19 protein-coding genes and 3 rRNA genes are annotated in these 26,643 nt (G+C 66.2%); 15 read left to right on the top strand and 7 right to left on the bottom strand.

The window, feature by feature from the left end; all coding sequences use genetic code 11:
• Positions 1 to 111 precede the first annotated feature (111 nt).
• Together BLW09_RS17300 and BLW09_RS17295 are read right to left on the bottom strand one after the other, a co-directional pair.
• Complete coding sequence (locus BLW09_RS17300; RefSeq protein ID WP_089915655.1) at positions 112 to 1,134, bottom strand: MDR family oxidoreductase; 1,023 nt, start codon at positions 1,132 to 1,134, stop codon at positions 112 to 114.
• 43 nt (positions 1,135 to 1,177) lie between these two features.
• The gene (locus BLW09_RS17295) at positions 1,178 to 1,954 is read right to left on the bottom strand and encodes an isocitrate lyase/PEP mutase family protein (protein WP_089915651.1); all 777 of its coding nucleotides are present in this window, start codon (positions 1,952 to 1,954) and stop codon (positions 1,178 to 1,180) included.
• Between the two features lie 45 nt (positions 1,955 to 1,999).
• Here BLW09_RS17295 and BLW09_RS17290 point away from each other — a divergent pair, with 45 nt between their 5' ends.
• Complete coding sequence (locus BLW09_RS17290; protein WP_089915648.1) at positions 2,000 to 3,454, top strand: LssY C-terminal domain-containing protein; 1,455 nt, start codon at positions 2,000 to 2,002, stop codon at positions 3,452 to 3,454.
• Here the strand turns inward: BLW09_RS17290 and BLW09_RS17285 are convergent.
• Entirely contained in the window at positions 3,447 to 5,033 is a 1,587-nt protein-coding gene (locus BLW09_RS17285) for a Na+/H+ antiporter (protein ID WP_231946933.1), read from the bottom strand. The two genes, BLW09_RS17290 and BLW09_RS17285, sit on opposite strands and share 8 nt — an antisense overlap.
• 102 nt (positions 5,034 to 5,135) lie before the next feature.
• Positions 5,136 to 6,023: an oxygen-dependent tRNA uridine(34) hydroxylase TrhO gene (gene trhO / locus BLW09_RS17280; protein ID WP_089915641.1), complete on the bottom strand. Its 888-nt coding sequence runs from the start codon at positions 6,021 to 6,023 to the stop codon at positions 5,136 to 5,138.
• 153 nt (positions 6,024 to 6,176) lie between these two features.
• Here trhO and BLW09_RS17275 point away from each other — a divergent pair, with 153 nt between their 5' ends.
• Positions 6,177 to 6,953, top strand: coding sequence for a polyprenol monophosphomannose synthase (locus tag BLW09_RS17275; protein WP_197682034.1), 777 nt, complete (start codon positions 6,177 to 6,179; stop codon positions 6,951 to 6,953).
• A 9-nt stretch (positions 6,954 to 6,962) separates the two neighbouring features.
• A complete protein-coding gene (locus BLW09_RS17270; protein ID WP_089915636.1) occupies positions 6,963 to 7,493 on the top strand; it encodes a YbhB/YbcL family Raf kinase inhibitor-like protein in 531 nt (176 codons plus the stop codon).
• Positions 7,494 to 7,545: 52 nt separating this feature from the next.
• Here BLW09_RS17270 and BLW09_RS17265 read toward each other — a convergent pair whose 3' ends face one another.
• Positions 7,546 to 8,184 carry a LysE family translocator gene (locus tag BLW09_RS17265; RefSeq protein WP_089915633.1) on the bottom strand — a complete coding sequence of 213 codons (639 nt, stop codon included), beginning with the start codon at positions 8,182 to 8,184 and terminating at the stop codon, positions 7,546 to 7,548.
• A gap of 31 nt (positions 8,185 to 8,215) precedes the next feature.
• On the opposite strand from BLW09_RS17265, the gene BLW09_RS17260 reads away from it, so the two are divergent.
• From BLW09_RS17260 to BLW09_RS17250, 3 genes are read left to right on the top strand one after another with little or no spacing between them, the layout of a single operon-like run.
• On the top strand, positions 8,216 to 9,787 hold the full coding sequence (locus BLW09_RS17260; protein WP_089915630.1) for an MmgE/PrpD family protein: 1,572 nt from the start codon (positions 8,216 to 8,218) through the stop codon (positions 9,785 to 9,787).
• A complete protein-coding gene (gene prpB / locus BLW09_RS17255; protein ID WP_089915627.1) occupies positions 9,788 to 10,687 on the top strand; it encodes a methylisocitrate lyase in 900 nt (299 codons plus the stop codon).
• A 57-nt stretch (positions 10,688 to 10,744) separates the two neighbouring features.
• Positions 10,745 to 11,872 (top strand): bifunctional 2-methylcitrate synthase/citrate synthase, encoded by a 1,128-nt coding sequence (locus BLW09_RS17250; RefSeq protein ID WP_089915624.1) that lies wholly within the window; start codon positions 10,745 to 10,747, stop codon positions 11,870 to 11,872.
• A 92-nt stretch (positions 11,873 to 11,964) separates the two neighbouring features.
• On the opposite strand, the gene BLW09_RS17245 is transcribed toward BLW09_RS17250, so the two are convergent.
• Positions 11,965 to 13,149, bottom strand: a complete 1,185-nt coding sequence (locus BLW09_RS17245; protein WP_089915622.1) for an acetyl-CoA C-acetyltransferase — start codon at positions 13,147 to 13,149, stop codon at positions 11,965 to 11,967.
• A gap of 73 nt (positions 13,150 to 13,222) precedes the next feature.
• Between BLW09_RS17245 and aspS the strand changes: the two genes are divergently transcribed.
• Positions 13,223 to 14,551: an aspartate--tRNA(Asn) ligase gene (aspS, locus tag BLW09_RS17240; RefSeq protein ID WP_197682033.1), complete on the top strand. Its 1,329-nt coding sequence runs from the start codon at positions 13,223 to 13,225 to the stop codon at positions 14,549 to 14,551.
• On the opposite strand, the gene BLW09_RS17235 is transcribed toward aspS, so the two are convergent.
• A complete protein-coding gene (locus tag BLW09_RS17235) occupies positions 14,481 to 15,242 on the bottom strand; it encodes a JAB domain-containing protein (RefSeq protein ID WP_089915616.1) in 762 nt (253 codons plus the stop codon). The genes aspS and BLW09_RS17235 overlap by 71 nt on opposite strands.
• 152 nt (positions 15,243 to 15,394) lie before the next feature.
• On the opposite strand from BLW09_RS17235, the gene BLW09_RS17230 reads away from it, so the two are divergent.
• The 8 genes from BLW09_RS17230 (at position 15,395) to rrf (ending at position 26,141) form a co-directional block, all read left to right on the top strand.
• Positions 15,395 to 16,096 carry a histidine phosphatase family protein gene (locus tag BLW09_RS17230; RefSeq protein WP_089915613.1) on the top strand — a complete coding sequence of 234 codons (702 nt, stop codon included), beginning with the start codon at positions 15,395 to 15,397 and terminating at the stop codon, positions 16,094 to 16,096.
• Positions 16,093 to 16,710, top strand: coding sequence for a TlpA disulfide reductase family protein (locus tag BLW09_RS17225; protein WP_089915610.1), 618 nt, complete (start codon positions 16,093 to 16,095; stop codon positions 16,708 to 16,710). Before BLW09_RS17230 ends, BLW09_RS17225 begins: the two co-directional genes overlap by 4 nt.
• A 1-nt stretch (position 16,711) precedes the next feature.
• Complete coding sequence (locus tag BLW09_RS17220; protein WP_020076057.1) at positions 16,712 to 17,452, top strand: cytochrome c biogenesis CcdA family protein; 741 nt, start codon at positions 16,712 to 16,714, stop codon at positions 17,450 to 17,452.
• The gene (resB, locus tag BLW09_RS17215) at positions 17,436 to 19,064 is read left to right on the top strand and encodes a cytochrome c biogenesis protein ResB (protein WP_089915607.1); all 1,629 of its coding nucleotides are present in this window, start codon (positions 17,436 to 17,438) and stop codon (positions 19,062 to 19,064) included. Before BLW09_RS17220 ends, resB begins: the two co-directional genes overlap by 17 nt.
• A gap of 9 nt (positions 19,065 to 19,073) precedes the next feature.
• Positions 19,074 to 20,141 carry a c-type cytochrome biogenesis protein CcsB gene (gene ccsB, locus BLW09_RS17210; RefSeq protein WP_172824247.1) on the top strand — a complete coding sequence of 356 codons (1,068 nt, stop codon included), beginning with the start codon at positions 19,074 to 19,076 and terminating at the stop codon, positions 20,139 to 20,141.
• A gap of 699 nt (positions 20,142 to 20,840) precedes the next feature.
• A 16S ribosomal RNA gene (locus BLW09_RS17205) occupies positions 20,841 to 22,364 on the top strand.
• Between the two features lie 413 nt (positions 22,365 to 22,777).
• A 23S ribosomal RNA gene (locus tag BLW09_RS17200) occupies positions 22,778 to 25,891 on the top strand.
• A gap of 133 nt (positions 25,892 to 26,024) precedes the next feature.
• Positions 26,025 to 26,141, top strand: a 5S ribosomal RNA gene (gene rrf, locus BLW09_RS17195).
• Together the 16S, 23S and 5S rRNA genes form the textbook arrangement of a ribosomal RNA operon.
• Positions 26,142 to 26,643 lie beyond the last annotated feature (502 nt).

Genomic DNA, 26,643 nt, shown 5'->3' with positions numbered 1-26,643 from the left:
AGCGTGTGCTGGGCCGAGCGTGTGCTGGGCCGAGCGTGTGCCGGGCCCAGCGTTCGCCCGGGCGGAGCGTCCGCCGGCCTGGCGTCTCGCGGAAACGAACGTACGGCGCGGTCAGGCGCGGACGTCGACCACCGTCCGGCCGCGCAGTCGCCCGGCGAGGATGTCCTCCGCCGCCGGGATGGCCTCGGCCAGTGAGACGAATCGGGTCATCGCGGCGAGCGCCTCCTCATCGAGGTCGGTGGCGAGCCGGCGCCAGGCGGTCTCGCGCAGGGCGAGCGGCGCATCCACCGAGTTGATGCCGACCAGGGAGACCGCGCGCAGGATGAAGGGGAGCACCGTCGTCGGAAGGTCCGGGCCCTGCGCCAAGCCGCAGGCGGCGACCGTCCCGCCGTAGCGGGTCTGCGCGAGCACGGTCGCCAGCGTCTGACTGCCGACGGAGTCGACCGCGCCGGCCCACCGCTGCGACTGCAGCGGCCGGCCCGGGGCGTCGAGCTCCGACCGGTCGATGATGGCGGTGGCGCCGAGGTCGGTTAGGTAGTCGCCCGCCTCCTCCACCCGGCCCGTGGATGCTGTGACCGGGTAACCCAGTTTCGCCAGCAGGGCGACGGCGACGGAGCCGACGCCTCCCGCCGCACCGGTGACGAGGACGCTGTCGCCGCGCTCGGCGACCTCGCGCGGGTCGACGCCGTTCCGTTCGAGCGCGAGCACGGCCAGCATCGCGGTGAAGCCCGCCGTTCCGATGGCGGCGGCCTGCTCCGACGTGATCGAGTCGGGGATGCGGACGAGCGCGTCGCCGCTCACGCGCGCCTTCTCCGCCAGTCCGCCGTGGTGGTTCTCGCCCAGGCCCGCGCCGTTGAGAGTCACGCGGTCGCCCGGTCGCCAGCGCGGGTCGTCCGAGCGCTCGACCGTTCCGACCACGTCGATCCCGGGGATCAGCGGCGAGGTGCGGGCGACGCCGGGACGCCCGCCGACGGCCAGCCCGTCCTTGTAGTTGAGGTCGGAGAACTCGACGTCGATCGTCACATCGCCGGGCATCAGGAAGTCGTCGGTGACCCGCCGGATCTCCGCGGTGTGGGCGGTGATCCGTCCGCCGTCGACCTGCTGCTCGATCACGATCGCCCGGAAATCGCTCATGGCCTCACCCTACGCCGGAGGGTCGAGACGGCCCGGGTGAGGCTCAGTTGAGCTGCTCCGTGCCGATCGGGAGCGCCCCGCCCGCGTAGAGCTCGAGCGCCGTGTTCTTGAGGGCGGTGAGGGCGACCCGCTGCGTCCACGGCCCGTACGAGACCCGCGCGACCCCCAGTTCCTCCAGCCGCTTCGGCGGGACCGATCCGGGGACGGCGATGACGCTCAACCTGCGCTCGCCGAGGCCGCCGACGAGCTGCTCGACCGTCCGCTCGTCCAGCTTGCCGGGGACGAAGACACAGGTGGCCCCCTCGTCGAGGAAGGCGCGGCCGCGGCGGATCGCCTCCTCGACCTTCTCGTGGTCGGTCGGGAAGGTGCCGCGGAGGAACACATCGGTACGGGCGTTCAGGGCGAACGGCACGCCTTCTGCCTCCGCCGCCTGGATCGCGGCCCGCACGGCGGCGACGGCCTCATCGAAGGGGCGGAGCCGGTCTTCGAGGTTGGCGCCGACGGCTCCCACGCCGATCGCGCGCCGGATGGTCTCGCCCGCGTCACCGTATCCGCTCTCGAGGTCTGCGCTGACGGGGAGGTCGGTGGTCGCGACGATGCGCCCGATCATGTCGAGCATGAGGTCGAGCGGGATGTTCTCGCCGTCCTCGTAGCCGAGCGTCGCCGCGATGGAGTGGCTGGCCGTCGCGAGGGCGCGGGTGTCGGGCAGCTCAGCGATCACGCGTGCGCTGATCGCGTCCCAGACGTTGACGACCTGGAGCAGTTCCGGGGCGTCGTGGAGTCTGCGGAGTTCGGCGCCACGCGCCTGGATGTTCGTCATGGACACACCCTACGGCGCGGACGTTCGTCGCTCTAGGATGGCCGCATGGCCCGCACGGGGGAACCGATGGAGGTGCCGAAGAGCCGTTCGGCACTCGGTCGGCGCGTCTCGGTGAGCTCGGTCATCGACTACGCGTTCTTCGTCTTCGGCGGTGTCGCCGCGGTCTGGCTGGCCATCCTGCTTCTCACGGACAGCTTCGAGTGGGGCTGGTTCCTGGTCCTGTTCTTCGTGGTGTTCTGGCTGGTGCTCGCCTACCTGGTCCTGCCGCGGCTGCATCGCATCCTGACCGAGATCTACGTGCCGGACTACTTCATCGGCCGGGCGCGCACGAGTGACGGGCTGCTCGGCGACCCGATCAACCTCGCGCTGCTCGGCTCGGAGGCGCAGCTCGACGACGCCATGCGGGAGGCCGGCTGGACGCGCGCGGATGACGTCACCTTCCGCTCCAGCCGGCGGATCATCACGTCGACGCTGCTGCGCCGCAGCTATGACGAGGCGCCGGTGAGCCCGCTGTTCCTGTTCGGGCATCAGCAGGATGTCGCGTACCAGCAGGAGGTGAAGGGCAACCCGGCGAAACGGCATCACGTGCGGTTCTGGCGGTGTCCAGAGGGCTGGCTGCTCCCGGGCGGGCACGGGGTGGACTGGCTGGCCGCCGGGACGTTCGACCGGTCGGTCGGCTTCTCCCTGTTCACGCTGCAGATCACCCACAAGATCGACGCGAACACCGACATCGAGCGCGATCACATCGTCTCGACGCTGCTGGGTGCGGATGTCGGCGTCGAGGTGTCGGTGATCCGCGACTTCTCGACCGGCTACCACGCGCGGAACGGCGGTGGCGACACGATCGAGACGGACGGCGATCTCCCGATCGTGGACCTCCGCCAGGTCGCGGTGGACGAACGGGCAGCGATGGTCGCGGCCGACGCTGCCGCCCGTCGCGCGGCCCTCGCGGAGCGCCGCCCGGTTCCGACGGCGCTCGGTGCGCTGCTGATGGCGCTGCGGGTGGTGGCCGGTGTCGGCTACATCGTGCTCAATCTGCTCGGCTGGGATCGTTTCGTCATGTCGGAGCTCGGCGGCGAGGTGGTGACGGCGAGCGAGCGGAGCGCGGTCAGCCTGGTGCTCGGCATCGCGATGGGGGTCTTCGGGGCCGGTCTGGTGCTGTACTTCGTGCTCGCCCTGCTGGTGTTCTTCGGCAGCAACTGGGCGCGGATCACCGCGATGTCGTACAGCTCGCTGATCATCGTGGTCTCGGCGATCGACTACTTCAACGGCGGCCCGCAGATCTCGTTGCGCAACAATCTGCTCGGGTTGGCCTTCGACATCCTGGTGGTCCTTGCACTGTCGTCGAAGCGCTCGCGACTGTGGGCACGTCGCCCGCGCGGCGACGGTCGCGACGCTCGCCGCGGTCGCGGTCGCGGCCGCCCTGCCGCTGCGCCCGTGACGGCCGCCGGCCCGCCGCCGGTGGATTCGGCGCCGGCGGACTCGCCGACCCTCACATGAGCGGCTTCTTCCCGTCGGCCCCGCCCGCCTTGAGTGCAGACTCCTCTGCATCCAGGAACGCGAGCACCGACCGCACCGCGGGTTCCTGGTAGCGCCCTTCGGCCCGCGCCTCGAGCACGGCCTGGCGCTCCGCGGTGATCATCGTGCGACGCAGCCGCCGATATTCGAGCGGCAGGTCGGCGCGATCGTCCGGTGACGGGTTCTCGAGGGCGTCGGACAGGAACAGTGCATTGATCCGCAGTCGCTCGATGACCCGATCGTCCTCATCGCCGGTCACCTGCGACTCCAGGTGCTCCAGCCCGGCGGACTGGGCCTCGGCGAGCAGCCGCTGCATCTCGCTGGCCTCTTGCGCGAAGTCGGGAGGCGGCAGCTTCAGCCGGCGGATGATCCAGGGCAGCGCGAGCCCCTCGAGCAGCGTCCCGACCACGACGACGAAGGCGAGGAACTGCAGGAACTCACGGTGCGGGGTGTCCTCGGGGAGCAGGAACACCGCCGCGAGCGTCACGACGCCGCGGATGCCCGCGAACGAGACGGCGATGCCCGTCGGCCACGACCAGCCGCGCTCCCTCAACCGCTGCGGACCGTACCGGTAGAGCGTGGTGGTGCCGATCATCCACAGGAAGCGGGCGAGGAAGATCGCCAGCAGGACGACGATGCTGATGACGATCGTCTGAGGGATCGTGATGCCCGAGGTGAACGCGGCCGTCAGGATGGACCGCAGCTCGAGCCCGATGAAGAGGAAGACGGCGTTCTCGAGCAGGAAGCTCACGGTCCGCCAGTTGATCGTCTCCGCGATCCGGGCCTCGGCCGTCTGGATGGTCGGCGAGCGATAGCCGAGGTACAACCCGGCGACGACCACGGCGAGCACCCCGGAACCGTGGAGCAACTGCGACGGGATGAACGCGAGGTAGGGCGTGACGAGTGCGAGCGAGGTGTCGAGGACAGGCGACCGCAGCTGCTTGCGGATCGTGGCGAGGACGAGCCCGACGAGGAGTCCAACGCCGATGCCGACCACCACGGCGAGGACGAAGTCGACGCCGACCGACACCGGGTTCACCACGCTGACGATGGCCGCGATGCTGGCGTTCAGCGCGACCAGGGCTGTCGCGTCGTTGAGCAGGCTCTCGCCCTCCAGCACGGTCACGAGTCGTCTCGGCAGCTTCACCCGCCCGGCGACCGCCTGCACGGCCACCGTGTCCGTCGGGGCGACCACCGCCCCGAAGGCGAACGCCGCCGCGAGGGTGATCGCCGGGACCACCAGGTAGGTCGCGAACCCCACCACGACGACCGTGAACGCCACCAGACCGACGGAGAGCAGCAGGATGCCGTCTCGCCTGGCCCGGACATCCACGATCGAGGTCTGGATGGCGGCCGCGAAGAGCAGGGGAGGCAGGAGGCCGAACAGGACGACCTCGGGTTCCAGCGCCACCTCCGGCACGCCCGGCACGAAGGACGCGGCGGCCCCGACGAAGACGAGCACGACGGGGGCCGACCAGCCGACCCTGCGGGACAGGCCGGTGACCGTGACCGTGACGACGACGAACGACACGATCCAGACGATGGTGGAGACCGGATCCATGCTGTTCATGATGGCGGCAACACGAAGAGGCCGCCAAGGTTTCCCGCGAGTCGGTGGAGAACGTGTTCGCCCTCGGCGATGTGGACGGTTTCGCTCTCGGGATCAGGCGGCGTGGGCCTCGCAGGTCGCGGTTCCGCAGTCGTCGCACACCACGAGCTGCTCCCGGCAGGCCGGGTCGGAGCAGTTGCGCATCCGGCTGGTCGACGCGCCGCAGGTGACGCAGCGGCCGAGGACGGCGGCGTGGTCGCTGAAGGTGAGGGAGCCCCGTCCGTCGAAGACGTAGAGGGCGCCCTCCCAGAGGCCGTCGTCGCCGTACGTCTCGCCGTATCGCGCGATCCCCCCGTCGAGCTGATAGACCTCCTGGAAGCCGCGGGAGCGCATCAGCGACGACAGCACCTCGCAGCGGATGCCTCCGGTGCAGTACGTGACGACGGGCTTGTCCTTGAGGTGGTCGTACGCGCCGCTGTCGAGCGCGGTGACGAACTCGCGGGTGTTCGCGACATCGGGCACGACGGCGTCCTTGAAGCGCCCTATCCCGGCCTCGAAGCGGTTCCGCCCGTCGAAGAAGACGAGGTCGTCGCGTTCCTGGGCGAGCGTGTGCAGCTGGTCGGGGGAGAGGCGCTCGCCGCCGCCTTGCACCCCGTTCTCATCGACCAGCAGCTCATCGGGAGCTCCGAACGACACGATCTCGTCCCGCACCTTGACCGACAACCGGGGGAAGTCGACGCTCGAATTGTCCGCATTCAGGCCGGAACCTTCGCTCCATTTGGCCTCGATGCCGCGGAACGGCCCGTACTCCTTGGTGACGCGGAGGTAGCGCTTCAGCGCATCGAGCTCGCCCCCGAGCGTTCCGTTGATGCCGTGGGCCGAGAGCAGGATGCGTCCCCGCAGTCTCAGCCGTTCGCACAGTTCCCGCTGCCAGAGCCGGACCGCCTCCGGGTCGGGCAGCGGCGCGAAGACGTAGAACAGCAGAATCTTGGGGACGGCCACCGCCTCATCGTAGGCGAGTGGTTCCGCGGCCGACCGAATCGTAGGATCGTGAAGGCTGTGAGCGCCCGCAGTCTAGTTCGCCTCCCGTTCAGACTGGTAGGACAGGGTCGAGAACGCCCCTCCGGAGCGTGCCCCTGACAGAAAGGCGGGTTGTTGCGAACCCTGGTCATCATCCCGACCTATGACGAACGAGAGAACGTCGGCTCGATCGTCGGACGCGTGCGTGCGTCCGTTCCGGACGCCGACGTGCTCGTCGTCGACGACAACTCTCCGGATGGCACGGGTGAGCTGGCCGATGCGCTCGCCGCAACGGACGCCAACGTGCATGTGCTGCATCGCACGGGGAAGGAAGGCCTCGGGGCCGCCTACCGCGCGGGGATGCAGTGGGCGCTCGACGCGGGCTACGACGTCATCGTCGAGATGGATGCGGACGGCTCGCACCAGCCAGAGCAGCTTCCGCGCCTGCTGGGTGCGGTCCGGTCGCCCGATTCGCCGGCCGGAGCGGACGTCGTCCTGGGTTCGCGCTGGGTCGACGGCGGGGGAGTGGTGAACTGGCCGGCCCGCCGCCGGCTGATCTCCCGCGGAGGCAGCGCCTATTCCCGCGTGGCTCTCGGGCTGCCGGTTCGGGATGTCACCGGCGGCTACCGGGCATTCACGGCGGACGCGCTGGAGCGCCTGCACTACGAACGCACCGAGAGCCAGGGCTACTGCTTCCAGATCGACATGACGCGTCGGGCACACGACGTGGGTCTCCGGATCGTCGAGGTGCCCATCACCTTCGTCGAGCGGGAACGCGGCGCTTCGAAGATGGGCGGCGGGATCGTGGTGGAGGCCATGCTCCGTGTGACGCTGTGGGGTCTGACCGGTCTGCCCCGCCGCTTCCGCAGGCATCCCTCCCCGGTGGAACCGGAACCCGCAGCGCGGGCGTAGCGTGGCGGTATGGCCAACGACCCCCTGGAGCGCTTCGGCGCTGTACCCCTCTTCCGTGTTTCGAGCGACGACGTCGCGGACGGGCGTCCCCTGTCCCGCGCCCAGTGGGGCGCCGGCGGTGGCGGCGACGACATGTCGCCGCAGCTCTCGTGGAGCGGCTTCCCCGCCGAGACCAAGAGCTTCGCGGTGACCATCCACGACCCGGACGCCCCCACCGGCTCCGGGTTCTGGCACTGGGCCGTCTACAACATCCCCGCCTCCGTCACCGAGCTGGCCGCCGGTGCGGGCGCCGAGGGCGGCGCGAACCTTCCAGCCGGCGCCTCCATGCTCTCCAACGAGATGCGGTCGAAGAGCTTCACGGGCGCCGGACCTCCGCCCGGAACGGGAACCCACCGCTACGACATCGTGGTGCATGCACTGGATGTCGAGCGCCTCGACCTCGACCCCGAGTCGACGCCGGCCGTCCTGGGCTTCAACGCGCACTTCCACACCCTCGCCCGGGCGATGATCGCGCCGATCGCCACGGCGGGGGACATCTGATCGCTGGAGGCCCGCGTCGACCGCAGGCCCAGCCCGCGGTCGGCGCGCCCGGTCAGTGCTTGACGCCGGTGAAGGCGAGCACGCCGCCGAGCCCGATCATGAGCACACCGCCGGTCGCTCCGAGGCGCTCCACCCGTTTGGGCGAGCGTCCGAACCACTGCCGAGCGGTGCCGGCTGCGAGGGCCCAGACGCTGTCGAACATCAGCGCCAGCACGAGGAAGACCACGCCCAGTTCGAACATCTGCAGGGGGATCCCGCCCGCCCGGTAGTCGACGAACTGCGGCAGCACCGCGACGAAGAAGACGAGCGACTTCGGGTTCGTCAGCCCCACGACGAATCCTTCGCCGAGGATGCGCGCCCAGGATCGCCGCGGCGGGGTCGCCTCGTGCGTGACGGCGGTGTGCCGTCGATGACGGATCGCCTGGATGCCCAGGTAGACGAGGTAGGCGGCGCCTGCGAACTTGATGATCGTGAACAGGACGAGCGACTCCGCGACGATCGCCCCGATCCCCAGGGCGACCGCGATCACCAGCGGGAGCATCCCGAGCGCGTTCCCGAGGACACTGAGCAGACCTCCGAGCCGCCCCAGGGCCAGGGAGCGCCCGATGACGAACAGCACGCTCGGTCCTGGGATCACGATCAGCGCGATCGACGCGAGGGCGAACGCGAGCAGTGACGGGCCGGGGACCATGTGCCGAGCGTAGGGGAGGTAGGTTCGTTACGTGAAGCTCCACAACGTTCGTGTGCACAGCAGCGAGGAGAACCTCGCCCGTCAGGACCAGCTCGCGTGGAAGATCGCGGAGGTCGCGGCCGACCCGGTGGAGGTGGACGCGGAGGTCACCGAGATGGTGATCAACCGGGTGATCGACAACGCGGCCGTCGCCGCAGCCTCCCTGACCCGGCGACCTGTCGTGTCGGCCCGGTCGCAGGCCCTCGCGCATCCGATCCCGTCGCGGCAGCTGGAGGAGCTCACCGAGTCGGTGGATCACCCGCAGGACGGCTCGACGGTGTTCGGCGAGGAGCCGGCCGTACGTGTGTCGCCGGAGTGGGCCGCCTGGGCGAACGGGGTCGCAGTGCGCGAGCTCGACTTCCACGACACCTTCCTGGCCGCGGAGTACTCCCACCCGGGCGACAACATCCCCCCGATCATCGCGGTCGCGCAGCACGCGGGACGCGCCTACGGCCTGACCGGGCGGGACCTCGTTCGCGGCATCGCGACCGGCTACGAGATCCAGATCGATCTGGCGCGAGCGATCAGCCTGCATCGGCACAAGATCGACCACGTCGCGCACCTGGGTCCGTCCGCTGCGGCGGGCATCGGCACTCTGCTGCACCTTCCACCCGAGACCATCTATCAGGCGATCGGCCAGGCGCTTCACACCACGACCGCGACCCGGCAGTCCCGCAAGGGCGAGATCTCCAGCTGGAAGGCCCATGCGCCCGCCTTCGCCGGGAAGATGGCGGTCGAGGCCATAGACCGCGCACTGCGCGGTGAGACCAGCCCCACCCCGATCTACGAGGGGGAGGACGGGGTGATCGCCTGGCTGCTCGACGGCCCGGACGCGTCGTACGACGTCCCCCTGCCGGAGGCCGGGGAGCCGAAGCGGGCGATCCTCGACTCGTACACCAAGGAGCACTCCGCGGAGTATCAGGCCCAGGCGTGGATCGACCTCGCGAGGAAGCTGCACCGCGAGCACCCGGAGGCGGCTGATCCGTCGCAGGTGGAGAGCATCGTCATCCACACGTCGCATCACACGCATTACGTGATCGGCTCCGGTGCGAACGATCCACAGAAGTACGATCCGACGGCCTCGCGGGAGACGCTCGACCACAGCATCCCGTACATCTTCACGGTGGCCCTGCAGGACGGCGGCTGGCATCACGTGGAGTCCTACCTCCCTTCGCGTGCCGCACGTCCGGACACCGTCGAGTTGTGGGGGAAGGTCACGACGTCCGAGGACGCAGAGTGGACCCGCCGCTATCACTCGACCGACCCGGCGGAGAAGGCCTTCGGAGGCCGCGTCGTCATCCGTCTGGCGGACGGCCGCGTCATCGAGGACGAGATCGCGGTCGCAGACGCCCATCCGCTCGGCGCTCGGCCGTTCGTGCGAGCCGACTATGTCGCGAAGTTCCGCATGCTGGCGGCCGATGTGCTGGAGCAGGACGAGATCGAGCGGTTCCTCGCGCTCGCCGGCCGCCTGCCCGAACTGAGCGCCTCCGAGCTGGGCGGTCTGACCATCACCGCACGGCCGGGACTTCTGGCCGCGACCCCCTCGCCGAAGGGACTTTTCTAGATGCTGTATTCGTCCGTCCCCGCGCATGAGAAGCGCGCCGCCTTCCGCGCCCGGTTGGCGTCGGGTGAGCTGATCCGGATGCCGGGGGCATTCAATCCGTTGAGTGCCCGCCTGATCGAGCGCAAGGGCTTCGAGGGCGTCTACATCTCGGGGGCCGTCCTCTCCGCGGATCTGGGGCTGCCGGACATCGGTCTGACGACGCAGACGGAGGTCGCCGCCCGATCCGCTCAGATCACGCGGATGACGGACCTTCCGGCCCTGGTCGACGCCGACACGGGATTCGGCGAGCCGATGAACGTCGCCCGTACCGTCCAGGCGCTGGAGGATGCCGGCGTCGCCGGCCTGCACATCGAGGACCAGGTCAACCCCAAGCGGTGCGGCCATCTCGACGGCAAGCAGGTGGTGGACGAGGACACGGCGCTCAAGCGCATCCGGGCCGCCGTCGATGCTCGCCGCGACGGCAACCTCCTGATCATGGCCCGCACGGACATCCGCGCGGTCGAGGGGCTCGCCGCCGCGATCGACCGCGCGAAGGCGCTCGTCGATGCGGGCGCCGACGCGCTGTTCCCGGAAGCGATGGCGGACCTCTCCGAGTTCGAGGCCATCCGGGCCGCCGTGGACGTGCCGGTGCTGGCGAACATGACCGAATTCGGGAAGAGCGACCTCTTCACCGTCGACCAGTTGCGCGATGTCGGGGTGAACATCGTCATCTGGCCGGTGTCTCTCCTGCGTCTGGCGATGGGCGCCGCCGAGCGCGGCCTCGACCAGCTGGTCGATTCGGGCACGCTGAAGCCGATGCTGGACGACATGCAGCATCGCGCCGACCTGTACGACCTGATTGACTACGAGGGCTACAACGCCTTCGACACGTCGGTGTACAACTTCGACGTGCGGAAGTAGCGCCCTCTCTCGAAACCGTCCGTCGGCGGCGATCCCGTCAGCAGCGAAGGAGCTCATATGACCGACCCTGAGATCCACAAGGGCCTCGCCGGCGTCGTGGTGGACACGACGACCATCTCCTCGGTGAACCCGCAGACGAACTCTCTGCTGTACCGCGGTTACCCGGTTCAGGAGCTCGCCGCGCACTGCTCCTTCGAGGAGGTGGCCTATCTGCTGTGGCACGGCGAACTGCCCACGCCGGAGCAGCTGGTCGCCTTCGAGTCCCTGGAGCGTTCGCTGCGTCGCCTGGACGATCGCACGCGTCGCGCCCTCGACGACATCCCGGCGTCCGCCCACCCGATGGACGCGCTCCGTACCGCGGTGAGTCAGCTCGGAGGCCTCGACGCGACGCTTCAGCAGCCCGACAGCATCCTGGACCCGGAGCTGAACGAGGGCCGCGCCCTCTACCTGTTCGCGCAGCTGCCGGCGATCGTGGCGCACATCCAGCGTCGCCGTCGCGGACTCGACCCGGTCGAGCCGCGCGACGACCTGGACTACTCGCGCAACTTCCTCTGGATGACGTTCGGCGAGGTTCCCGACGACGTCGTGGTCGACGCGTTCCGTGTCTCCCTCGTCCTGTATGCGGAGCATTCGTTCAACGCCTCCACGTTCACGGCGCGGGTGATCGCGTCGACCCTGTCGGACGTCTATTCGGCGGTGACCGGCGCCATCGGCGCGTTGAAGGGCCCGCTGCACGGTGGGGCGAACGAGGCCGTCATGCACGCCTTCGAGGAGATCCGGACCGCCGATCGTGCTGAGGAGTGGCTGGACGCGGCCCTCGCCGAGAAGCGCAAGATCATGGGTTTCGGTCACCGCGTGTACAAGAACGGCGACTCGCGGGTGCCGACCATGCACGCATCCCTGGTGGTGCTCGCCGACCACTACGACCGCCGCGATCTCCTCGACCTGTACGACGCTCTCGAGAACGCCATGGGCGAGCGCAAGAACATCAAGCCGAACCTCGACTATCCGTCCGGCCCTGCCTACAACCTGATGGGTTTCGACACGGAGACGTTCACCCCGCTGTTCGCAGCGGCACGGGTCACCGGCTGGACCGCGCACGTGTTCGAGCAGTACGCGGCCAACTCGCTGATCCGGCCTCTGTCGCAGTACACCGGCCCGGCGGAGCGTCACCTGGAGCGCTGACGCCAGCCCTGACGCCAGCGCTGACGCCAAGTCCGTCACCGCCGCCAGCGCTGCGCCCACCGCGGCCCGCAGCGCTCGTCGGCACCACCGGATCAGCGGTAGAGCAGGAGGGCGTCTCCCTGTCCGCCACCGCCGCACAGTGCGACCGCAGCTCGCCCGGAGCCTCGCCGCGCCAGCTCGTGCGCCGCGTGGCCCGCGAGCCGCGCGCCGGACGCGCCGATCGGATGCCCCACGGCGATCGCGCCGCCGTGGATGTTCACCCTGTCCGGATCGAGACCCAGGTCTGCCATCGACTGCAGTGCTACCGCTGCGAAGGCCTCGTTGATCTCGACCAGGTCGAGGTCCGCCGCGCTCCAGTCGGTCCGCCGGAGTGCTGCGTCGATCGCCCGCGACGGCTGCGAGTGCAGCGAATTGTCCGGCCCGGCGACCTGTCCGCTCGCCCCCACCAGCGCGAGCCAGGGCAGCCCGAGCCGCTCCGCGTTCTCGCGGCTGGTCAGCACCAGCGCCGCCGCCCCGTCGCTCAGGGGCGAGGAGTTGCCCGCCGTCAGCGTCCCGCTCTCCGCGAAGCTCGGCCGCAGTCGCGAGAGCGTCTCGGCCGTCGAGTCGGGTCGCACCCCCTCGTCCGTCCGCACGACGAGCGGTTCGCCTTTCCGCTGCGGGATGGTCACCGGCGCGATCTCGTCGTCGAAGACCCCGCTTGCTGCTGCCGCTCCCGCGCGCTGGTGGGATCGCGCCGCGAAGTCGTCCTGCGCCTCCCGCGTCAGCCCGAGCTTCTCCGTGTAGCTCTCGGTGGAGGCACCCATCGAGATCCCGTCGAACGCGTCCGTCAGCCCGTCGTGCGCCGCCGAGTCGAGCGCCTGGATGGAGCCGTAGCTCCAGCCGAGCCGTGAGCCGGGCAGGATGTGCGGCGCATTCGTCATCGACTCCTGCCCTCCCGCCACGACCACGGTCGCCTCGCCTGTTCGGATCAGCCGCGCAGCGTCGATCACGGCCGCGAGGCCCGACAGGCACACCTTGTTGATCGTGGTTGCGGGCACGTCCCACCCGATCCCCGCGCCGATCGCCGTCTGACGGGCCGGATTCTGTCCGGCTCCCGCCTGAAGCACCTGACCGAAGAGGACGGTGTCGACGGCGTCCGCCCCGACGCCCGACCGGTCGAGCGCTTGCTTCACGGCGATCGTCCCCAGCTGCACCGCGCTCAGTGAGGCGAGTGCCCCCTTGATCTTCCCCAGCGGCGTGCGCGCGGCGGACAGGATGACGACCTCGTCGGTGCTCATGGGCTACTCCTTCGTGCCTGGTCCTCCCATTGTCACACCGCGCACGACGGGCGCACCGGTAGGCTTGGGGCTCGTGACTGCACGCGTTTTGATCAAGGACCTGGCCGCCCTCCCCGACGGCCCCGTGAGCGTCGCCGGATGGGTCGAGACCGTCCGCGACCAGAAGAAGGTGCAGTTCGTGGTTCTGCGCGACGAGTCGGGAGCCGTCCAGCTGGTCAACCCGCGGACCGTCGGCGACGACGGCCTGGTGATCGCCGATGAGCCCGCGACCACCATCTCCGCTCTCTCGCAGGGCAGCTTCGTGCGGGCCACGGGCGAGCTGAAGCACGACGAGCGCGTCAAGCTCGGTGGCATCGAGATCAAACTGACCTCCCTCGAGGTCGAGACGGCCGCCATCCCGGAGACCCCGATCGCCGCCGACAGCGGCATCGACAAGCGCATGGACTGGCGCTTCCTCGACCTGCGCGAGCCGCGCCACAACCTCATCTTCCGCGTGCAGACGACCTTCGAGCACGCCCTCCGCCAGTACTGGGTGGAGAACGGCTTCGTCGAGATCCACACGCCCAAGCTGATGGCCTCCGCCTCCGAGTCGCGCGCCGAGCTGTTCGAGCTTCCGTACTTCGAGACCACCGCCTACCTGGCGCAGAGCCCCCAGATCTTCAAGCAGATGGCGCAGGCCGCCGGCTTCGGCCGTGTGTTCGAGATCGGCCCGGCGTTCCGTGCCGACCCCAGCTTCACCAGCCGTCACGCCACCGAGTTCACCAGCGTCGACACCGAGATCAGCTGGATCGACAGCCACGAAGACGTCATGAAGGTGCACGAGGACCTCCTGGTCGCCGGCTTCACCGCCGTCAAGGAGAAGCACGGCGAGGAGATCGAGCGCCTGTTCGGCGTCGAGATCACCGTGCCGTCGACGCCGTTCCCGCGCATCCCGCTGGCCGAGGCGAAGCGCATCGTCGCCGAGCGCGGTTACGAGGTGCAGCGCGAGGACGACGACATGGACCCGGAGGGCGAGCGCCAGATCTCGGCCTACGTCAAGGAGACCTACGGCCACGAGTTCGTCTTCCTGACGGACTACGCCGCCAGCATCCGGCCGTACTACCACATGCGTCATCCCGAGGACCCGTCGATCACCCGCAGCTACGACCTGATCTTCAACGGCGTCGAGATCTCGACGGGGGCTCAGCGCGAGCATCGCGTCGACATCCTCGAGAAGCAGGCGGTCGAGAAGGGTCTCTCCGTCGAGGAGCTCGAGGATGTGCTGGCCTTCTTCCGGTACGGTATCCCGCCCCACGGCGGCTTCGGCATGGGCCTTGCGCGCGTGCTGATGCTCATGCTGCACCTCTCGAACCTGCGCGAGACGACCTACCTCTTCCGTGGGCCGACCCGCCTGACGCCGTAGCGCCCGAGCCAGCGGTGGGCAGAGCCGTCCAGCTGTCGCCCGCCACCAGCACGTGCCCCAGGAAGCGGAGGCCGAGTGTCGCCGCGGACTGGTCGAGCCGGCGGGTGAGCATGAGGTCGGCGACGGATGCGTCGAGCACTCCGGACGGATGGTTGTGCGCGACCGCGAACGACCGGCCGCCGCGGGTGAGCACCGCCTGAAGGACGTCGGCCGGCTGAACGCTCGTCTCATCCACGCCGCCGTCCTGCAGGAGCACCAGCTCGAGCGGACGCGACGCACGATCGGCGACGACGACCACGAAGCGTTCCGAGTCGCGGTGGAGGAGCTCGGGCCGGACCACATCGGCGACGGCCTTGTGGTCGGTGAGCCTGGTCCACGTGGACGACGCCCCGGCGCGACGCCAGATCTCGATGATCGCGACGAGTCGGCCCGCGGTCGCCGGCCCGACTCCCGGTAGTCGTTCGAGTCGGGCGAAGTCCATCGTGGCCAGCCCGGGAAAGCCACCGGTCCTGCGGAGCACCGATCGCGCCAGTGCGAGGACGCTGCGCCCGGTCTGCCCGGACCCCAGCACGAGGGCGAGCACCTCGTCGTCTGTGAGGGATCCGACGCCCAGTCGCCGCATTCGCTCGCGGGGGCGGTCGTGGTTCGGGATGTTCGCAAGTGCCACGTCCTCTTCTTCGTCGTCGGCCATGAGTCGACGCTACGAAGAGCCCCTCTCAGGCCGGGCCGGTCGTGGGAATCTGTGGAGAAGTGCGAGCCCTCTCAGCCTGGGGACGGTTCCGGCCGGACGTGCCGCGCGGGCGCTCAGTGAATTCAAGGGAACCCCCTCCGTAGACTGGAGCGGTGGTAGCGAGCCAGGTTCACCTCGTCCGTCATGGCGAGGTGTTCAATCCCGACGGCATCCTGTACGGCAGGCTGCCGGGCTTCGGCCTCTCCAAACTCGGCCATCGCATGGCACAGGCCGCAGCAGACGACCTGCGCGAGCGGTCGCGGCCGGTCAGCGCACTCCGCGTCTCGCCGCTGCAGCGCACGCGCGAGTCCGCGGCTCCCATCGCGGCGGAGTTCGGCCTGGAGCCCGTCATCGACGAGCGCATCATCGAGCCGACCAACCGCTTCGAGGGCACGCGCATGAAGCGCGCCGTGCGCAATCCGGCGTACTGGCCGTACCTGGTGAATCCGCTTCGCCCGAGCTGGGGTGAGGCGTACACGAGCACCGAGCGCCGCATGATGGCCGCCATCCACGACGCGTTCGACTCGGTCGAGTCGGGCGATGTCGTCCTCGTCAGCCACCAGCTGCCGATCTGGGTCGCTCACCTCTCCGTCGCGGGAGAGCGCTACGCGCACGATCCGCGCAAGCGCCGCTGCGCGCTCTCCAGCATCACCACGTTCGAGCGGGTGAACACCGACTCGGAGGTCCCGACCGACCAGGCCGAGCCTCCCGCCCATCCCGGCCGCACCCCCGAAGCCCAGCGTCTGGTCGAGGTCGGCTACGTCGAGCCCGCCGCGAGCCTCCAGTCCGCCGCAACCGATGTGGGGGCCGTGTGACCTCCGTGTCCCGCCTCCGCTCCCGCATCCTCCTGCCTGCCGCCGCCCTCGCTGCGGCGACAGCGCTCGCACTCTCCGGCTGCACGGCGAACGACAGCCTCGCGAACCAGTACCGCTCCGGCAACGGCCAGAACTACATCGCCGGCGATGGAACGGTCAGCGAGTTCGCCGCGGGCAACCGGGGGGATGCGGTGTCGTTCACCGGCACACTGCAGGACGGAAGCACGGTGTCCTCCGCCGACTACGCGGGCAAGGTCCTCGTCGTCAACTTCTGGTACGCCGGCTGTCCGCCGTGCCGGGTGGAGGCGCCGGACCTCGAATCGCTCAGCAACAAGTACAAGTCCGAGGGCGTCGCCTTCCTGGGCGTCAACCTGTACGACTCCGCGCAGACGGCCGAGAGCTTCGAGAAGGAGAAGGGCGTCACGTACCCGTCCGTCCTGGACCGCGACACCGGATCCGTCCTTCTCGCATTCAGCAAGACCGTCCCGCCGAAGGCCACCCCGACGACGCTGGTCGTCGACAAGGAGGGCCGCGTCGCCGCGCGCATCCTCGGAGCGATCCCCGGCAAGAGCATCCTCGACACGCTCATCTCCGACGCCGTGGCCGAGAACTGACGTGGGCGACGTCGGTCAGATCGTCTTCAGCGGTCAGCTCCTGCTGGCGCTGCCGATCGCGCTCCTCGCCGGGCTCGTGTCGTTCGCGTCTCCGTGCGTCCTGCCCCTGGTGCCGGGGTACCTCGCCTACGTCGGCGGGATGAGCGACCCGGGGGCCAAGCGCGACCGCTCCCGCGTGCTGACGGGTGTCGCCCTGTTCGTCCTCGGGTTCGCCATCGTGTTCGTCGCCTACGGGGCCGCGTTCGGAGCGCTCGGCTACTGGCTGGTGCGCTGGCAGGATGTCGTGGTCCGGGTGCTCGGAGCCCTCGTGATCGTCATGGGTCTGGTGTTCATCGGCCAGTTCTCGTTCCTGCAGCGGACCATCAAGCCCTCGTGGCGCCCGGCCACCGGACTGATCGGCGCCCCCCTCCTCGGCATCGTCTTCGGGTTGGGATGGACGCCGTGCATCGGGCCGACGCTCGCCGCCATCAGCGCGCTGAGCGTCGGAAGCGGTTCGCCCTGGCGCGGCGCCCTGCTTGGGCTCTTCTACTGCATCGGCCTCGGCATCCCGTTCCTCCTCGTGGCCCTCGGGTTCGACTGGGTGGCGGGGTCCGTCGCCTTCATCAAGCGGCACATCCGTGTCATCAACATCATCGGAGGCGTTCTGCTCGTGGCCATCGGAGTCTTGATGGTGACCGGCCTGTGGAGCGAACTCATGTCCCAGTTCTTGGCGGTGATCCAAGGTTTTGAGCCGGCCCTCTGATCACATCGACGCGCCTCCCCAGCGGGAGGACCCGGAGGTCGTCCAGCCGAAGCTGGGCCCGACCGGGTGGATCCGCTGGTTCTGGCGTCAGCTCACCAGCATGCGCACGGCGCTGTTCCTGCTGCTGCTGCTCGCCATCGCCGCCGTCCCCGGGTCCCTCGTCCCGCAGCGGAGCTCGGACCCGAACGGCGTCACCAAGTACTTCAGCGAGAACCCGTCGCTCGCGCCCGTGCTCGACAAGCTGCAGTTCTTCGACGTCTACACCTCCGTGTGGTTCTCGGCGATCTACCTGCTGCTCTTCGCCTCCCTGATCGGGTGCATCATCCCGCGCACGCGCCACCACTTCGAGGCGATGCGCGCCAAGCCGCCGCGCACGCCGGTGCGCCTCACGCGCATGTCCGGGTTCCAGGCCCGCATCCTCCCGGCGGCGCTCCGCCCCGACGCCCCGGACCCGATCCTCACCGCCCGGGATGTGCTCAAGGCGAATCGCTACCGCGTCGCCTTGTACCAGGACGCGCGGTCGACCTCCGTCTCCGCGGAGCGCGGCTACCTGCGCGAGACGGGCAACCTGGTGTTCCACATCGCCCTGCTCGGAGTTCTGCTCGCGATCGGCGTCGGCGGCGGCTTCGGCTACACCGGCCAGAAGATCGTGGTCGAAGGCCAGAGCTTCGTGAACAGCCTGCCCTCGTACAACTCGTTCAATCCCGGCCGGTTCTTCAACGACGCATCGCTCGTGCCGTTCTCCATCGGGGTGGACAAGCTGGATGTCGCGTACGAGACCAAGAACCGGGATGCGATCGGCACGCCGCTCGACTACACGGCGCACGTGAAGACGACGGGCCCGGGGGATGCGTCCTCCGACACCACGATCAAGGTCAACGAGCCGCTCGCCATCGGCGGGACGAACGTGTACCTCCTTGGCAACGGCTACGCACCGACGATCACGGTGAAGGACCCGGCGGGCAAGGTCGTCTTCAACGACTCCGTCCCGTTCATCCCTCAGGCGGACCCGAACCTGACGTCCCTGGGGTTCGTCAAGGTGCCGGACGGCTTGAAGCAGCAGGTCGGGATGATCGGGTTCTTCTATCCGACGGTCACGGAGAGCTCGACCGGGGGCGGCGCGCTGGCGTCGAAGTTCCCCGGGCTGAACGATCCCGTCCTGAGCTTGAACGTGTACGCGGGCGATCTCGGCGTCGACGACGGTGTCCCGCAGTCCGTCTACAGCCTGAACACGGACACCCTCGAGCAGCTCGCCGGACCGCCGACCAAGACGAAGGCCCTGCAACTGAAGCCCGGGCAGACGGTGGAGCTCCCGAACGGGCTCGGCACGATCTCCCTCGACGGCGTCAAGCGGTTCGCGACGCTGGAGGTCCACCACGATCCCGCCCAGATCTGGGTGCTCGTCTTCGCCATCCTCATCCTCGCCGGCCTGCTCACCTCGCTGTTCGTCCCTCGGCGACGGCTGTGGGTCAAGGCGGTGGAGAACCCCGACGGCTCCCTGACCCTCGAGTACGCGGGACTCGCCCGCGGAGAGGACCCGAACCTCCTGGCGGCCGTGACCGCGGTCGCCGATCAGCACTCCCGAGCCCTGGCGGGCTCCCCGAAGACATAGGCTTGCATCGTGACCGAGACACTCGCTCAGCTGTCGACCGTGTTCCTGTACGCGGCGATGGGACTCTACGCGGCGGCGTTCATCGCCTTCGCCCTCGATCTCGCGCGCCGCGGGGCGCGGGCGACGGCGGTCGAGGCGGCGGTGGTCCCGAGCGCGGTGGCGCGCAGGGCGGAAGTCGCCGCTCCGGTGGGAGCGGGCGCGACGACCGTGATCGGCGGCGGACCGAGTGACGCTCCGCCCGAGCCGTCCTCCGCGCTCGGCCGGTTGTCCTCGCGCATCAGCAGCCGGGTCGAGGACGACCTCGTCGCGGGATCCGCGAATTCCCTCTCGATGCGATGGGCGTTCGCGCTCACCATCGTCGGCTTCGCGTTCCACCTGGTCGCGGTCGTGCTCCGGGGGATCGCTGCCGCGCGTGTGCCGTGGGCCAACATGTGGGAGTTCTCGATGACGGGCACACTCGTCATCATCGGAGTGTTCCTCATCGCCAACCTCAAGTGGCCGATCGCGTACGTCGGAACGTTCGTGCTGGGTCTGGTGCTCGTCCTGCAGGGGATCGCCCTGCTGCGGTATTACGTGCCCGTCGTCCCCTTGCAGCCGGCGCTCCAGTCGTACTGGCTCGTCATCCACATCATCGTCGCCGTGCTGGGCACGGCGTTCTTCGCCCTCGGGTTCGCGTTGTCCGGACTGCAGCTGCTGCAGTACCGGAGGGAACGGCAGGTTGTCGAGTCCCGTCCGCAGCAGTTCCGCTTCCTGGCGACGCTCCCGAGTTCGGTGGCTCTCGAGAACCTCGCCTACCGGATCAACATCGTCGGCTTCATCGCCTGGACCTTCACCCTCATCGCCGGAGCGATCTGGGCGGAGAAGGCATGGGGCCGGTACTGGGGATGGGACACCAAGGAAGTCTGGACGTTCATCATCTGGGTGATCTACGCCGGCTACATCCACGCCCGTGCCACCCGGGGATGGCGGGGCTCGCGGTCAGCGTGGCTCGCGATCATCGGATTCGCCGCCGTGCTCTTCAACTTCGGGATCGTCAACGTGTTCTTCCACGGACTGCACGCTTACTCGGGGCTGTGACCCGAGACGATCCGCCCGTCTGAACAGAACCCCCTCGGAGCTTCGGCTCCCGAGGGGGTTCTGGCGTTTCGGCGGGGGATGCGGCCTCCCGGAGGAGAGATCCGCGGAATTCCGGGGATGTCAAGCGCGACACGCCCGGGCCGCAGGTCGAATTTGCACGTCCACGGAGGCCTGCGTAAAGTACTTACTTGTCACCCCAAAGGTGCGGGAGAGCGGAAGAGCTCCCCGGCCTCAAGCGGGACCAAATCCTTAGCCTAGCGGCAAACCTGAACTTGAATTAGTTCGGTTGCTGCGCTTAGGATTAACACCCACTCACTGAGCAGGTCTAACCGGTTCGGATCGTGTGATCGGTTGTGCCCACCACATATCGGGCCAACGAGGAACACGAAACGCCGACTTGACAAACTGACTGAGAGTGGTAAGGTAGAGAAGTTGCCTCGCAGAGAAAGCCGACAGGCTGGAAGGCGAGAGCGTCCGATCCTTGAGAACTCAACAGCGTGCACAATGTCAAATGCCAAACAACCTCGGCATTGACTGTCTAGACCTAGTCTAGTGGTCGATGCGAGATTCCTTTGGATTAGAAACAGAATGTCAGTAGATATTCGAAACTAGTCAAGACAAACTCGCAGTGCGCGGACCTATTTCCGGTCCAAGCCTGCACTATGTTTCCCGGTCGCTTGCGATCGTGGAGCTAAACATTTTACGGAGAGTTTGATCCTGGCTCAGGACGAACGCTGGCGGCGTGCTTAACACATGCAAGTCGAACGATGAACCTGGAGCTTGCTCTAGGGGATTAGTGGCGAACGGGTGAGTAACACGTGAGTAACCTGCCCTTGACTCTGGGATAACCTCCGGAAACGGAAGCTAATACCGGATATGACGTACGGAGGCATCTCCTGTACGTGGAAAGAACTTCGGTCAAGGATGGACTCGCGGCCTATCAGGTAGTTGGTGAGGTAACGGCCCACCAAGCCTACGACGGGTAGCCGGCCTGAGAGGGTGACCGGCCACACTGGGACTGAGACACGGCCCAGACTCCTACGGGAGGCAGCAGTGGGGAATATTGCACAATGGGCGCAAGCCTGATGCAGCAACGCCGCGTGAGGGATGACGGCCTTCGGGTTGTAAACCTCTTTTAGTAGGGAAGAAGCGAAAGTGACGGTACCTGCAGAAAAAGCACCGGCTAACTACGTGCCAGCAGCCGCGGTAATACGTAGGGTGCGAGCGTTGTCCGGAATTATTGGGCGTAAAGAGCTCGTAGGCGGTCTGTCGCGTCTGCTGTGAAAACCCGAGGCTCAACCTCGGGCCTGCAGTGGGTACGGGCAGACTAGAGTGCGGTAGGGGAGAATGGAATTCCTGGTGTAGCGGTGGAATGCGCAGATATCAGGAGGAACACCGATGGCGAAGGCAGTTCTCTGGGCCGTAACTGACGCTGAGGAGCGAAAGCGTGGGGAGCGAACAGGATTAGATACCCTGGTAGTCCACGCCGTAAACGTTGGGCGCTAGATGTGGGGACCATTCCACGGTTTCCGTGTCGCAGCTAACGCATTAAGCGCCCCGCCTGGGGAGTACGGCCGCAAGGCTAAAACTCAAAGGAATTGACGGGGGCCCGCACAAGCGGCGGAGCATGCGGATTAATTCGATGCAACGCGAAGAACCTTACCAAGGCTTGACATATACGAGAACGGGCCAGAAATGGTCAACTCTTTGGACACTCGTAAACAGGTGGTGCATGGTTGTCGTCAGCTCGTGTCGTGAGATGTTGGGTTAAGTCCCGCAACGAGCGCAACCCTCGTTCTATGTTGCCAGCACGTAATGGTGGGAACTCATAGGAGACTGCCGGGGTCAACTCGGAGGAAGGTGGGGATGACGTCAAATCATCATGCCCCTTATGTCTTGGGCTTCACGCATGCTACAATGGCCGGTACAAAGGGCTGCAATACCGTAAGGTGGAGCGAATCCCAAAAAGCCGGTCTCAGTTCGGATTGAGGTCTGCAACTCGACCTCATGAAGTCGGAGTCGCTAGTAATCGCAGATCAGCAACGCTGCGGTGAATACGTTCCCGGGCCTTGTACACACCGCCCGTCAAGTCATGAAAGTCGGTAACACCCGAAGCCGGTGGCCCAACCCTTGTGGAGGGAGCCGTCGAAGGTGGGATCGGTGATTAGGACTAAGTCGTAACAAGGTAGCCGTACCGGAAGGTGCGGCTGGATCACCTCCTTTCTAAGGAGCAACTGGCACCCTCGGGTGTCCAGGCGCCGGATCTGAGCGAACGTCTCAGCCGGTAGCTCATGGGTGGAACATTGACATTGGTGCGGAGCCGAACGGCTCGAACCCAGTACATCCCTCGGGATAGGAACGGTTCGGACTGCGAAGCTTCGCACATGCACGCTGTTGGGTCCTGAGGGACCGGACCTCATCCGATCGGATGAGAACCCGAACCTCTGGACCTTTTCTTGTCGGTCATAACTCGGCCGGCGGAGAAGGTACCGCCCGTACTTTGAGAACTACACAGTGGACGCGAGCATCTTAGATTCGAACCTTCGGGTTCGGATCACAAAGATGATCTGATTTATTAGATCATTGGTCAATCTGCTCATCTTCGGATGAGTCGATCGATTCTAAAACTCATGTGATTTCAAGTTTCTAAGAGCAAACGGTGGATGCCTTGGCATCTGGAGCCGAAGAAGGACGTAGCAATCTGCGATAAGCCTCGGGGAGTTGATAAGCGAACTTTGATCCGAGGATTTCCGAATGGGGAAACCCCGCTGGGCCCTTTGGGTGACCCAGTGACTCCCGCCTGAATATATAGGGCGGGTAGAGGGAACGTGGGGAAGTGAAACATCTCAGTACCCACAGGAAGAGAAAGCAAAAGCGATTCCGTTAGTAGTGGCGAGCGAACCCGGAAGAGGCTAAACCGATCATGTGTGATAGCCGGCAGGCGTTGCATGGTCGGGGTTGCGGGACTTTTCAGCAGCTTCTGCCGAACTGCAAGCGTTACAAAGGATCATAGGCGAATGGTATTGAAAGGCCAGTCATAGAGGGTGCCAACCCCGTAGCCGAAATGGTCCAATGGCGCGAAGAGTATCCCAAGTAGCACGGGGCCCGAGAAATCCCGTGTGAATCTGTCAGGACCACCTGATAAGCCTAAATACTCCCAGATGACCGATAGCGGACAAGTACCGTGAGGGAAAGGTGAAAAGTACCCCGGGAGGGGAGTGAAATAGTACCTGAAACCGTTTGCTTACAAACCGTTGGAGCCTCCTTGTAGGGGTGACAGCGTGCCTTTTGAAGAATGAGCCTGCGAGTTAGCGATATGTGGCGAGGTTAACCCGTGAGGGGTAGCCGTAGCGAAAGCGAGTCTGAATAGGGCGATTCAGTCGCATGTCCTAGACCCGAAGCGAAGTGATCTATCCATGGCCAGGTTGAAGCGACGGTAAGACGTCGTGGAGGACCGAACCCACTTAGGTTGAAAACTGAGGGGATGAGCTGTGGATAGGGGTGAAAGGCCAATCAAACTTCGTGATAGCTGGTTCTCTCCGAAATGCATTTAGGTGCAGCGTTGCGTGTTTCTTGCCGGAGGTAGAGCTACTGGATGGCCGATGGGCCCCAAAAGGTTACTGACGTCAGCCAAACTCCGAATGCCGGTAAGTGAGAGCGCAGCAGTGAGACGGTGGGGGATAAGCTTCATCGTCGAGAGGGAAACAACCCAGACCACCAACTAAGGTCCCTAAGCGCGTGCTAAGTGGGAAAGGATGTGGAGTTGCACAGACAACCAGGAGGTTGGCTTAGAAGCAGCCACCCTTGAAAGAGTGCGTAATAGCTCACTGGTCAAGTGATTCCGCGCCGACAATGTAACGGGGCTCAAGCACGCCACCGAAGTTGTGGCATTGACATTATTGGTAGGCCTTCGTGGTCCAGCCGTGTTGATGGGTAGGAGAGCGTCGTGTGGCGAGTGAAGCGGCGGTGTGAACCAGCCGTGGACGCCACACGAGTGAGAATGCAGGCATGAGTAGCGAAAGACGGGTGAGAAACCCGTCCTCCGAAAGACCAAGGGTTCCAGGGCCAGGCTAATCCGCCCTGGGTAAGTCGGGACCTAAGGCGAGGCCGACAGGCGTAGTCGATGGACAACGGGTTGATATTCCCGTACCGGCGAAGAACCGCCCAAGCTAATCCAGTGGTGCTAAGAGTCCTAATCCTGGACACGGATCCCTTCGGGGTGAAGGTCCGGGCCTAACGCTCGACCCCATGCTGGTGCGGCTAGCGTATTAACAGGTGTGACGCAGGAAGGTAGCCCAGCCGGGCGATGGTTGTCCCGGTGTAAGTGTGTAAGCCGAGAGATAGGCAAATCCGTCTCTCATATAGGCCCAGGCACGATGCGTAGTCTTCATTGACGAAATGGGTGATCCTATGCTGCCAAGAAAAGCATCGACGCGAGGTTCCAGCCGCCCGTACCCCAAACCGACTCAGGTGGTCAGGTAGAGAATACCAAGGAGATCGAGAGAATCGTGGTTAAGGAACTCGGCAAAATGCCCCCGTAACTTCGGGAGAAGGGGGGCCTGAGGCGTGAAGGGATTTACTCCTGGAGCGTTTGAAGGCCGCAGAGACCAGTGGGAAGCGACTGTTTACTAAAAACACAGGTCCGTGCCAAGTCGCAAGACGATGTATACGGACTGACGCCTGCCCGGTGCTGGAAGGTTAAGAGGAAGGGTTAGCTTCGGCGAAGCTCAGAATTTAAGCCCCAGTAAACGGCGGTGGTAACTATAACCATCCTAAGGTAGCGAAATTCCTTGTCGGGTAAGTTCCGACCTGCACGAATGGCGTAACGACTTCCCAGCTGTCTCAACCGCGAACTCGGCGAAATTGCACTACGAGTAAAGATGCTCGTTACGCGCAGCAGGACGGAAAGACCCCGTGACCTTTACTACAGCTTGGTATTGGTGTTCGGTGTGGCTTGTGTAGGATAGGTGGGAGACTTTGAAGCCGGCACGCCAGTGTCGGTGGAGTCAATGTTGAAATACCACTCTGGTCACTCTGGATATCTAACTTAGAACCGTAATCCGGTTCAGGGACAGTGCCTGGTGGGTAGTTTAACTGGGGCGGTTGCCTCCCAAAAAGTAACGGAGGCGCCCAAAGGTTCCCTCAACCTGGTTGGCAATCAGGTGTCGAGTGTAAGTGCACAAGGGAGCTTGACTGTGAGACTGACAAGTCGAGCAGGGACGAAAGTCGGGACTAGTGATCCGGCAGTGGCTTGTGGAAGCGCTGTCGCTCAACGGATAAAAGGTACCTCGGGGATAACAGGCTGATCTTGCCCAAGAGTCCATATCGACGGCATGGTTTGGCACCTCGATGTCGGCTCGTCGCATCCTGGGGCTGGAGTAGGTCCCAAGGGTTGGGCTGTTCGCCCATTAAAGCGGTACGCGAGCTGGGTTTAGAACGTCGTGAGACAGTTCGGTCCCTATCCGCTGCGCGCGTAGGAAATTTGAGAGGATCTGACCCTAGTACGAGAGGACCGGGTTGGACGAACCTCTGGTGTGTCAGTTGTTCCGCCAGGAGCACCGCTGATTAGCTACGTTCGGGATGGATAACCGCTGAAAGCATCTAAGCGGGAAGCCGGCCTCAAGATGAGATTTCCATGCCTTCGGGCGAGAGGCTCCCAGCTAGACTACTGGGTTGATAGGCCGGATGTGGAAGTGGGGACTAAAGACCCATGGAGCTGACCGGTACTAATAAGCCGATAACTTGATAATCACCACTCTCATAAACGTTGTAAGGCAGCTATGAGGGGCCAAGATTGTTCGCGTCCACTATGTGGTTCTCGATGTACGGTCGAGAACTGATTCAAGCGAAGCTTGATCGTTCACTTTGATACATCAATAGTGTTTCGGCGGCCATAGCGAGAGGGAAACGCCCGGTTACATTCCGAACCCGGAAGCTAAGACTCTCTGCGCCGATGGTACTGCAGGGGGGACCCTGTGGGAGAGTAGGACACCGCCGGACTTCTTTGTGAGATGGCCACCCAGTGATGGGTGGCCATTTCGCGTTAACGGGGTCAGTAGCAGTACGAAGCATAGGCTGGGCTCGACCCGCCGACTCGACAGGAGAAGCCGTGAGCGACACACCGGCAGACGAGAACGCCCGGAACGAGCGACCGCGGCGCCAGCAGCCCGACCGTTCCGACCGTGGGGGTGCCGGGTACCGGCAGGATCGAGGCGACTCTGGTCAGGGTCGCCGGCCGCGCGAGAACGGCGGATACCGACCGTCCCGGGACGGCGACCAGGGTGGCCGCGCACCGCGGGGCGACGGGTACCGACCGTCGCGCGATGGGGGCGGTCAGCAGGGACGTTCACGGAGCACCGGCGACGGGTACCGGCCTGGCCGGAACGACGGCGATGCCCGCAGTGTTTCGCCGCGGGGCGGCGACGGCTATCGTTCCCGCGAGGACCGCGCAACCGGCCGTCCGCGTACCGGCGGCGACGGGTATCGGCCCGCCCGGAACGAC

This window comes from Leifsonia sp. 21MFCrub1.1 (assembly GCF_900107895.1).
Lineage (GTDB): Bacteria > Actinomycetota > Actinomycetes > Actinomycetales > Microbacteriaceae > Leifsonia > Leifsonia soli.
Note: the sequence above shows the minus strand (reverse complement) of the source record. Positions and strands in the feature narration are given on the sequence as shown.